This window comes from Thermoleptolyngbya sp. M55_K2018_002 (assembly GCF_015295965.1).
In the GTDB taxonomy this organism is placed as follows: domain Bacteria; phylum Cyanobacteriota; class Cyanobacteriia; order Elainellales; family Elainellaceae; genus Thermoleptolyngbya; species Thermoleptolyngbya sichuanensis.
On the sequence record NZ_DVEA01000373.1, the window covers coordinates 1 to 9,591 of the forward strand.

Sequence of the window (9,591 nt, forward strand, 5' to 3'; positions counted from 1 at the left end):
GGCGACCCACCCGTGCAGCGTGCCGCCCAGGGCCGCAGCCAGCGCTGTGCTGCCAAAGGCCAGTATCCATCCCTTTGCAGGCTTGGAGGGTGCTGCCTGTTTCAGCAAGCAGACCGCAAAGATCAGGCATTCCAGGGCGATCGCATAGTCGGTCAGCGTGGTAATGGGTTCGCTCAGCATCATCGCACGGGGCCTGCGGGCAGTGGGTTCAGCGGGCTGGGCTGGCCAGGGCAACGCGCAACTGTTCGAGGCGATCGCCCACCAGTCGGTAATAGATCCAGTTGCCGCGCCGCTCTTTTTGCAACAGTCCTGCTTCGTACATCACCTTGAGGTGGTGGCTGATGGTCGGCTGCGACAGACCCAGCGGCTCGGTCAATTCGCAGACGCAGGCTTCCTGACCCGGTTGGGCTGCGATCAGGCTGAGCAGTTGCAGACGGGCCGGTTCGCCCAACACGCGAAACAGGGCAGCAAGCCGGGCCGCGTCTTCGGGCGGTAATGCGCCTGCCAGCAGCGGAGTGCAGCAGGTTGACACGGCAGTTGGCGGAGCAGATTTAGGTAAATTCATATTTTCATATTGACACTCATCGATATAGAGTGCCAGCATATTGATGAGTGTCGATATTGATGGTCGTCAATATGAACGGCTGTCAATATTGATGACTGCCAAGATTGAATGACTGCCAAGATTGAATGACTGATGCCAACTTCCACTCAGGAGAATCCCCATGTCTCGCGTACAACTGGCGCTGAATGTGAGCAATATTGATGAAGCCGTTGTGTTTTATAGCAAGCTATTTGGTGTGGAGCCTGCCAAGCGACGGCCCGGCTATGCCAACTTTGCGATCGCCCAGCCGCCGCTGAAGCTGGTGCTGATCGAAAATCCCAACGCTACCGGACGGCTCAACCATCTGGGTGTGGAGGTGGAAACGTCGGAGGAGGTGAGGACGGCGGGCGATCGCCTCGCGCATCTCGACCTGGCCACCGTACCCGAATCGCAAACCAACTGCTGCTATGCGTTGCAAGATAAGGTTTGGGTTCACGACCCCGACGGCGCACCGTGGGAAATCTACACCGTCCTGGCAGATTCGCCCGTGCCGCCAACCGGAGGGCTGCACCCCACGCCAACGGCAACCGCTCCCCAAGACTGCGCCATGTGCAAGAGTTAGCCTCCGCGTTTTTCAGGGCGTTTTCTCAGGCTTTATTCAAAAGCATCTGTCAGAATTCAAAACCAGGTGGACGCTGAACAGCCAGTTTGAACGGCAAATTTCTCAATGAGCAGTTGCGCGACTCCCCATTTTGTATAAAGCTTCTTGTAGATAGCTTTTTATAAAGCCTTAAGGATTGGCTCTAGACTGCCTTGCAAAGGGTCTGGACTGATGGATGAGCTTTGTTAAAATTAATACCAAATCAAACCCAGGAGAACCCGCCGCCATGACCCTGCCTACCTCACAAAAGTCTACCGTCATTGCTCCGTCGATTCTGTCTGCCGACTTTAGCCGCCTGGGTGACGAAATCAAGGCGGTTGACCAGGCCGGAGCCGACTGGATTCACGTAGACGTGATGGATGGTCGCTTCGTCCCCAATATCACCATCGGCCCGCTGATCGTAGACGCGATTCGCCCCTATACCCAAAAGCCGCTGGACGTGCATCTGATGATTGTGGAGCCAGAAAAATACGTGGCAGACTTCGCCAAAGCCGGAGCCGACATCATTTCCGTCCATGCCGAACACAACGCCTCTCCCCACCTGCACCGCACCCTCTGCCAGATCAAGGAACTGGGCAAGCAGGCCGGAGTCGTGCTGAATCCGTCTACGCCGCTGACCCTGATTGAGTATGTGTTGGAGGTGTGTGACCTGGTGCTGATTATGAGCGTCAACCCCGGTTTTGGCGGCCAGAGCTTCATTCCGGCGGTGCTGCCCAAGATCCGCAAGCTGCGTGAAATGTGTGCCGAGCGTGGTCTCGACCCCTGGATCGAAGTCGATGGTGGACTGAAGGTGAACAACACCTGGCAAGTGCTGGAAGCAGGCGCAAACGCAATTGTGGCCGGGTCTGCGGTCTTTGGCGCAAAGGACTATGCCGAAGCCATCGAGGGCATTCGCCACAGCAAGCGCCCGGAGCCTGCCCTGGCAACGGCTTAGGATTGGGTCAGGGTTTGAGCCAGAGAAAACCGGGGCGGGTGATAGGATGAATCCGGATTCCTAAAACCTGACTCCTCCAATGGCTTCTATTCAAAACCAAATTGTTCTGATTACGGGTGCAAGCAGCGGCATTGGCGCGGCTTGTGCCCATTTTTTTGCAGAGGCGGGGGCGCGGCTCATTCTGGCGGCGCGGCGACTGGAGCGGCTGGAGGAGAGGGCGGCTGCGCTCAGAGCCAAGTTTGGAACAGAGACGCTGCTGCTGCAACTGGATGTGGGCGATCGCCCCAGGGTCGAGTCTACGCTGAGCGCACTGCCCAAAGACTGGGCGGCGGTCGATATTTTGGTGAACAATGCAGGGCTAAGCCGGGGGCTAGACAAGCTCCACGAAGGCCAGGTGCAAGACTGGGAAGAAATGATCGATACCAATGTGAAGGGGTTGCTCTACGTCACGCGGGCGATTCTCCCTGGCATGGTGCAGCGCGATCGCGGCCATGTGATCAACATTGGCTCCATCGCCGGACACCAGCCCTATCCCGGCGGCAATGTGTATTGTGCCACGAAGGCCGCCGTCAAAAGCCTGACGGAGTGCCTCAAGCTGGATTTATTGGGAACCGCTGTGCGAATTACCTCGGTTGATCCGGGCATGGTGGAAACTGAGTTTAGCGAGGTGCGGTTTCATGGAGATGGCGATCGCGCTCGCAAGGTATACCAAGGGCTTACACCGCTAACAGCGGAGGACATTGCCGATGTAGTGCTGTACTGTGCCACGCGCCCTGCCCATGTCAATATCAACGACGTAATTCTCATGCCTGTAGCTCAGGCGAGTACCACAATGGCCCATCGCCGCCCGTAGGAACCTACGCAAGAGAGAAACCCTGTAATCGCAGAACCGAACAAAGAGCTTGGCAGAAACTTTGCAAAAGGGGACTGACTTCTTTGCGGATTGTGTTCGGATGAGTCAAGCGTTTCAGGAAAGAAGAAGTGAGAGCGATTGCTAGAGCAGTTTCTAGAGCAGTCCTTAAGCAATCTTTCTCAAGGCAATCTTTTTGGGAATCTTGGGAATTGCCGCTCACCGTTTATAAACCCAATTAATCTGGGCACAATTAATCTAGTCAATCTAGACGGCCATCAGCGCCCCCATGTCTGACATCTCTAGATGGCTCGTGCCTGAGTAGAGCATCTTGTAGTGGTCAAGCACCACCAACGCTTCTTTCTCAGAGTTAAACCGCAGCTTGATTTTGTAAAGAAACGGCAACTCTCGCCCGCCGCCAATGGGTGCGGGTTCCCAGATTTTCAGCAACCAGTCCGTTCCAGTGTGAGTAATCGTGTATTTCATAAATCAACAAAGAACACGCAGCGTCTCAGAGCCGCGACCTGTAAAAGAATGAAAGACCAGTTTCTGAAAAGACCCGTTTCTACATCAGTTCAGCAATTTGTGATTCAGCAATTTGTGATCATCATCTGTGAGCAGCAATTCTCGAACCGATGAATTGTAGATGCGGTTTTGATCGCCTTGCCACCTTCTGCTTGCCACCTTCTGCTTGCTACCTTTTAGCTGAAGACAAGTCTGGCTGAAAAGCAGACAAAAGGATGGAATTCCTAAAATCCTCCCTACCAAGGGAGTTTCCATCCATCAGGAAAAAGTAGTAAAAATCAACCGTAGAGGCTTGGGCTGAGAGCAAATTGTGCGATCGCCCGTCGATACAGGGGGCTTGTGGCGATCGCTCTGCAAGGCAACATCTACAGGCTACTCAAAATCTCCTCTGCGTCCTGGCAAACTTATGCCCTTGATCAGCAGATAGGACAGTTAAGATTCTGTCCACCTAGAGTTTTATGCCTACAGAATATTATCAATTCTAGGTCATCTAGTCAGGATTACAAGTATTCCTGCGCCTACTTCACGAAAACAAGCGCCTACTTGAAATCCTGCTGAACTAAATGCCGAAAATCAGCGCTTAAAGCGCCTATTCAGACCTAAACGATATCTGAACTAAACTGGCACCCTGGCAAAGCGAAGCACCCCAGCTTTCAAGCCTCCGAAGCAAACGTCGAACCGTAACAAAAGCCGAGCGATGATGCCGAAGAAAACCCGTGCTAGAGCCACCTGGGTAGAGGGCCAGGAAGGTCAGGATTGGGAAGGTGAATGGTTAAAGGGCAGACGCTACGAGCCAGAAGCCAGCCAGCGGGCGGCATCTTTCGCGTGGTAAGTCAGAATTAAATCTGCCCCAGCACGCTTAAAACTCGTGAGCGTTTCCAAAACGACGCGCTGCTCGTCAATCCAGCCGTTGAGAGCCGCTGCCTTGATCATAGCGTACTCGCCTGAAACGTTATACGCCGCGACAGGCAGGTTGGATGCCTGCTTGACCTGCCAGATGATGTCCATATAGGACAGCGCAGGTTTGACCATCAGCATATCTGCCCCTTCGGCAATGTCTAGCTCAATTTCCTTCAAGGCTTCGCGGCGATTGCCAGGATCCATCTGATAGGTGCGGCGATCGCCAAATTGCGGAGCCGACTCGGCCGCATCGCGGAACGGGCCATAATACGCCGACGCATACTTCGCCGCGTAGGACAGAATCGGAATATCTTGAAACCCGCCTTCGTCTAGCCCCTCGCGGATCGCCTTGACAAAGCCGTCCATCATCCCCGACGGCGCGATGATATCCGCCCCCGCCTTTGCCTGCGAGACGGCGGTTTTCTTGAGTAGCTCCAGGGTTGGGTCGTTCAGCACGCGCCCCGTCAGGTCGCCCACCTCCAGATAGCCGCAATGCCCGTGGGAGGTGTATTCACACAGGCAGGTATCGACAATCACAATCAGGTCAGGCACGGCTTCCTTTACCGCCGTTGCCGCCAGTTGCACAATGCCGTGATCGTGCCACGCCCCCGTCGCGTCGGTGTCCTTGTCGGCGGGAATGCCAAACAGAATGATGGCAGGAATGCCCAAGTCGTAGACTTCTTTTGCTTCCTCTACGATTTTGTCGATCGACAGTTGGTACACCCCCGGCATCGACCGCACCTCGGTTGCAATTCCCTCTCCCGGCACCGCAAACAGCGGATAGATCAGGTCGCTGGTGTTCAGCACCGTTTCGCTGACCATGCGGCGCAACTGGGGATGACTGCGGAGACGACGAGGACGCTGAATGGGAAACATAGTTCTTAAAAAAGACCTGTGTATGAAGGATGAAGCTGATATAGGGCTGGAAGCAGGCACAGCCAGAAGTCAAGTGCCATACATTCATCAAGTCTACGGCGTGGGTTGGCCCCCCGGCTCAATGCAAACGTTACAAACTGTAAAAGCTTACGGTGGCGGGAGTTAAGGATTGTTGCTCTGCAATGCAGGCGCGAGGGGGCTTGGAACTGCGAGAGTTTCGAGTTCTGTTATCAATTCTCCTGAGCGACGCTACAGGGGAAACTGCGGAAAGCCTCGCAGACCCTTGACTGGCAAGCCAAAACCGCAAATTCAAAATCGAGAATCGATCCCTCCTGAACCCCAGAGCCTCCACGTCTTCTCTCACATCTTCACAGAAACTTGCCTGTAAAGATTTCAAATCATTTGTAAAAGAGTTCGAGAAGTTGAGCGTCCGCGCCTGGCCGCTGACCCTACTCAACTTCTTAAATGAAAGTCGTTGCTAGATTGATGAACCATGACCCAAGTTCAGGCAAGATTTCCACGGTGGGCGATCGCCCTGCTGGCGGCGGCCACAAGCTGCTCATACACGCCGCTTGCGGTTTCTGGTGCAGCCAATCTCACTGACGTTGCACCGCCAGCAGAATCCTCCCACCCTACTTTGCTCAGCCGTGCAACCACTCAATCGCGAGTTTTGTGGCGCGGCAACTTTGGACAAGGCTGGGAACAGCGCTGGGGCGTGCAGACGCGCGGCGGCTTTGGCCCGCAAAATCGACAGATCGCAAGCGAACGGGGCGGTACTCATCCCCTGTTCTTGCGCGTCCGCTATCCCCAGGGTTCAATCAGCCCCGGAGCCGTGAGCCGATATAACGTGCCCCTGGGCGGCAGCCAGTTCTTCGCTCGCCTGCCCATTGGCCCCCAGGAAGCAGTGCGGCTCAGCTATGCTGTGCGGTTTTCCAGCAATTTCAGCTTTGTGCGCGGCGGCAAACTGCCTGGACTCTACGGTGGTGCTGGCAACACGGGCGGTAATATTCCCAATGGCACCGATGGGTTCTCAACCCGATTTATGTGGCGGCAAAACGGCGCGGGGGAAGTCTATGCCTATTTGCCAACCAGCCGGGGCTATGGCACCTCGATTGGGCGGGGCAACTGGCGCTTTAGCACGGGCGTTTGGCATCGCATTGATCAGGAAGTGACGCTAAATACGCCCGGTCAGGCGAATGGTCGCATCCGCGTTTGGTTCAACGGCCGTCAGGTTTTGGATCAGCGGGGTGTGACGTTCCGCACTGTGCCACAGCTTCAGATCGACGGCATCCTGTTTTCTACCTTCTTTGGTGGAGAAGACCCCTCCTGGGCAACGCCGCGCTCGGTTCATGCCGATTTTGCGGATTTTGTCGTCTACTCAGTTCCTTAGGCGCACCCGATTCAGCTTATGGGTGAGCTTACTTAATCGGCTGATTGAGCTGATTTAGCGACCTGGCTTTCCCGCCGGAGGTATTCAAACACGCTCTTGTCGCCGATATCCGGCGGGATTGCCTGGACACACTTCCGAGCCGCAAAGATTACCATCAGGATCGCCCAAACCAATAGCAGCTTGCTCTCGATGCCCGGTGACAATACCCCCGCCAGGTGACCCAGCAGCAGCAGCGGCACTAGGGGCGTGAGCAGTTTCGTTTCCAGACGGTTAAAGCAAAACGCTTCTTTGAAGAAAATGCCCGTCAGCGCAGCAAAGGTAAACCCCACGCCCAGAAGGGTTTGCGGATGCAGATAGACCGACTGCACGAATGGCTCTGGATACAGGTGGGCAACGGCGATCGCCGCGATCGCCCCCACCAGCCAAAACGCCTGAAGCGCCCGATGCAGCGGCTTCATGTAAATGTGAATCAGCAGCAGACTCGCGCCCAGCGCCAGCGAAAACAGCGTATACAGCGGACTCAGCCACCGCAGCACCGTCGGGTCATCGCCGCGCCCCAGCACCAGCCCTGTGCCTGCTGCAAAACATAGCGCCGCTACCATCAGCGCCGCCCGATACAGGACGACCCCCAGGCGATCGCCCTTCGTAATCGTGAACTCACCAAACTGTCCCTGATAAACCTCCGGCTCAGCAAGGGTGTGGGTCATGGCTATACCTCGCTCCATAATGCGAATGCGATGGGCTATGCAAACCTACCCCACAATAATATTCCCTGCGCCCAGCGACGGTCGATTGCTCAGCGTGCCAATCAACACCTGACGCTGGTTGCCCGTGCCGTCGGGGTCAAAGAACAGGCGACCCGTGGCGGCATCGTAAATGAAGCGATCGCTCTGGCGACGGGCGCTTGTCCCCCGAATAAACTGGGCGGCATCGATTCGTCCGGCCGATAGCCCCGTCCCCCGCACCAGAATCCGATCTTGACGCAGATTGAAGTCTGTCACGATGCTGCGACCCAGCCCCCTGCCCACGCCAAACACAAATGTATCTCGCCCCTGTCCGCCTGTCAGGATATTCCGGCCACGACCACCATCCAGCAGGTCGTTGCCTTCCTCTCCCAGCAGGGTATCCGCACCGGCCAGCCCCAGCAGCGTATCGTTCCCCGCGCCGCCTCGCAGCAGATTTCTCAGCGCGTTACCCGTGATGCGGTTGTTCTGCGCGTTGCCCGTGCCGGTTCTGGCGTTATCAATCAGCACCAAATTCTCAACGTGATCCGGCAGCGTATAGTTCACGGCGGCTTGCACCGTATCGTTGCCTTCGTTGGGGCGTTCAACAATCGTGTCCGCTGGACTCCTGACAATGTAGACATCATTGCCCAGTCCGCCAATGAGCGTATTGTTGCCCGTGCCGCCATTCAGCGTGTCATTGCCAATGCCGCCCACCAGATAATCATCAAAATTATCTGCGCCAATCATCAGCGCATTGCCCCGGAACCCGCTCAGATCAAAGACTTCAAACTCGGTGACCAGCGTACCCGGAGAAACGTCAGGAAGCTGGCTATTGAAATTCCCGACATTGACGGTGATCGTGCCCGTGCCATCCGTCAGCACAAAGGTATCCACCCCCGGCCCACCGCGAATCACGTCCTGCTGCCGCAAGTTCGCCAGTGTAGACCGGACGATATCATTTCCGGCTCGGCCCGAAAGCAGGTCGGTGTTTGGCGTGGTCACCAGCACATCGTCCCCATTCGTGCCATCGACCTGCCGCAGCCCCACAAAATTCAGCGTGGTGCGGGCAATGGGGCTAAAGGTTTGCCCGTCGGAGGCAGCGGCAAAAATCGTCCGAGTCGATGTGTTGGGAACAGCCGCCGAGTTTTCGTAGGTGACGGTGCGTAAAACTTGCTGATAGACCGAAGCAGGAGCGCTGCCCCAGATCGTGAGTACGCCCGTGGGATCATAGTTGGTTCGCAGGTTAGTGCCGCTGACATCGGCGATCAGGCGCTCGCTGGCTCCATTAATTGGATTGGTCAGGTTGACCACGAGCTGGGTCAGGTTAGTGGGGCTGGTTTTGGTGATAGTGGCGTTTGGCGCGGCAACTTTGATCGACGCAACCGTTGGCGCACCAATGCTGAAGTCGATTCCCGCAGCCGTGCCATTTAGGTCAACCACGATTGAGGCTGAAACATTGGGTGGCGTTTCATCCACATCCAGCACGCTGATGATAAATACTTTTTCAAAGCTGCCGCCGCTGGGGTCGGTGGTGCGGACGCGGATGCTGTAGGAGCGTTTTGTTTCAAAGTCGGGCGAAGACCGAATGCGGAGGCGATCGCCCTCGATTAGAAACGTAGCGTTGTCTGTGCTGCCTGCACCGCTGACCAGGGTGTAAGTGAACCCGCTGGAATGGTCGGGGTCGGAACTGTCGAACGTGCCGATGATTGTGTTAGGTGGAACATTTTCCAGGACGCTGAGGCTGCTGAGGGCAATATCTGTGGGCGGTTGGTTTACAACAGGTGGAAGCTCTGGCAGGTCGTTGATCGTGATGGTGAACGACTGCTCAAAGAACAGGTTGCCGCTGTCGGTGGTGCGGACGCGAATCGAGTAGCTATTTTTCGTTTCAAAGTCGGGCGAAATAGCGAGTCGAAGCTGATTGCCGACAATCGTAAAGCTGGCGTTGTCGGTGTCTCCTGTGCCAGAAACCAGCGTGTAGGTATGCGTGTCGCCTGTGTTCGGATCAGTGGTTGAAAACGTGCCAACCGCTGTTCCGACCGGGACGTTTTCGTTAACGCTGGTGGCGCTAAGGGCGATCGCCGTGGGTGCTTGATTGACGGGCGGTGGCGGTCCTTCTGGCAAATCGTTGATAGTAATCGTGAACGACTGCTCGAAGAAGAGGTTGCCACTGTCAGTCGTTCGGACGC

9 protein-coding genes and 1 pseudogene are annotated in these 9,591 nt (G+C 56.0%); 4 read left to right on the plus strand and 6 right to left on the minus strand.

All coding sequences use genetic code 11. From position 1 onward, the window contains the following. Together IGS51_RS19255 and IGS51_RS19260 are read right to left on the minus strand one after the other, a co-directional pair. On the minus strand, window positions 1–234 hold a 234-nt coding region (locus IGS51_RS19255), incomplete at its 3' end, for a hypothetical protein (RefSeq protein WP_297080420.1). Continuing rightward, a complete protein-coding gene (locus IGS51_RS19260; RefSeq protein ID WP_367279382.1) occupies window positions 209–565 on the minus strand; it encodes an ArsR/SmtB family transcription factor in 357 nt (118 codons plus the stop codon). The genes IGS51_RS19260 and IGS51_RS19255, both read right to left, overlap by 26 nt. A gap of 160 nt (window positions 566–725) precedes the next feature. Between IGS51_RS19260 and IGS51_RS19265 the strand changes: the two genes are divergently transcribed. From IGS51_RS19265 to IGS51_RS19275, 3 genes are all read left to right on the plus strand, one after another. Next, window positions 726–1,166 carry an ArsI/CadI family heavy metal resistance metalloenzyme gene (locus IGS51_RS19265; RefSeq protein ID WP_297080413.1) on the plus strand — a complete coding sequence of 147 codons (441 nt, stop codon included), beginning with the start codon at window positions 726–728 and terminating at the stop codon, window positions 1,164–1,166. Window positions 1,167–1,431: 265 nt separating this feature from the next. Further along, the gene (gene rpe / locus IGS51_RS19270) at window positions 1,432–2,139 is read left to right on the plus strand and encodes a ribulose-phosphate 3-epimerase (RefSeq protein WP_297080414.1); all 708 of its coding nucleotides are present in this window, start codon (window positions 1,432–1,434) and stop codon (window positions 2,137–2,139) included. A 79-nt stretch (window positions 2,140–2,218) separates the two neighbouring features. Continuing rightward, window positions 2,219–2,992 carry an SDR family oxidoreductase gene (locus IGS51_RS19275; RefSeq protein WP_297080415.1) on the plus strand — a complete coding sequence of 258 codons (774 nt, stop codon included), beginning with the start codon at window positions 2,219–2,221 and terminating at the stop codon, window positions 2,990–2,992. Between the two features lie 264 nt (window positions 2,993–3,256). On the opposite strand, the gene IGS51_RS19280 is transcribed toward IGS51_RS19275, so the two are convergent. Both IGS51_RS19280 and hemB read right to left on the minus strand, forming a co-directional pair. After that, complete coding sequence (locus IGS51_RS19280) at window positions 3,257–3,475, minus strand: hypothetical protein (RefSeq protein WP_297080416.1); 219 nt, start codon at window positions 3,473–3,475, stop codon at window positions 3,257–3,259. Window positions 3,476–4,300: 825 nt separating this feature from the next. Then, window positions 4,301–5,290: a porphobilinogen synthase gene (hemB, locus tag IGS51_RS19285; protein ID WP_297080417.1), complete on the minus strand. Its 990-nt coding sequence runs from the start codon at window positions 5,288–5,290 to the stop codon at window positions 4,301–4,303. Window positions 5,291–5,783: 493 nt separating this feature from the next. On the opposite strand from hemB, the gene IGS51_RS19290 reads away from it, so the two are divergent. Next, a complete protein-coding gene (locus IGS51_RS19290) occupies window positions 5,784–6,680 on the plus strand; it encodes a polysaccharide lyase (RefSeq protein WP_297080418.1) in 897 nt (298 codons plus the stop codon). Window positions 6,681–6,712: 32 nt separating this feature from the next. Here IGS51_RS19290 and IGS51_RS19295 read toward each other — a convergent pair whose 3' ends face one another. Together IGS51_RS19295 and IGS51_RS19300 are read right to left on the minus strand one after the other, a co-directional pair. Further along, window positions 6,713–7,387: a DUF2301 domain-containing membrane protein gene (locus IGS51_RS19295; protein ID WP_297080419.1), complete on the minus strand. Its 675-nt coding sequence runs from the start codon at window positions 7,385–7,387 to the stop codon at window positions 6,713–6,715. 45 nt (window positions 7,388–7,432) lie between these two features. After that, window positions 7,433–9,591: pseudogene (locus tag IGS51_RS19300) on the minus strand (hypothetical protein); the annotation flags it as partial.

What these genes read in the sequence shown, in the direction of transcription:
- IGS51_RS19260 (WP_367279382.1), bottom strand. Translation starts at nt 565, where the DNA reads ATGAATTTACCTAAATCTGCTCCGCCAACTGCCGTGTCAACCTGCTGC.
- IGS51_RS19265 (WP_297080413.1), top strand. Translation starts at nt 726, where the DNA reads ATGTCTCGCGTACAACTGGCGCTGAATGTGAGCAATATTGATGAAGCC.
- rpe (WP_297080414.1), top strand. Translation starts at nt 1,432, where the DNA reads ATGACCCTGCCTACCTCACAAAAGTCTACCGTCATTGCTCCGTCGATT.
- IGS51_RS19275 (WP_297080415.1), top strand. Translation starts at nt 2,219, where the DNA reads ATGGCTTCTATTCAAAACCAAATTGTTCTGATTACGGGTGCAAGCAGC.
- IGS51_RS19280 (WP_297080416.1), bottom strand. Translation starts at nt 3,475, where the DNA reads ATGAAATACACGATTACTCACACTGGAACGGACTGGTTGCTGAAAATC.
- hemB (WP_297080417.1), bottom strand. Translation starts at nt 5,290, where the DNA reads ATGTTTCCCATTCAGCGTCCTCGTCGTCTCCGCAGTCATCCCCAGTTG.
- IGS51_RS19290 (WP_297080418.1), top strand. Translation starts at nt 5,784, where the DNA reads ATGACCCAAGTTCAGGCAAGATTTCCACGGTGGGCGATCGCCCTGCTG.
- IGS51_RS19295 (WP_297080419.1), bottom strand. Translation starts at nt 7,387, where the DNA reads ATGACCCACACCCTTGCTGAGCCGGAGGTTTATCAGGGACAGTTTGGT.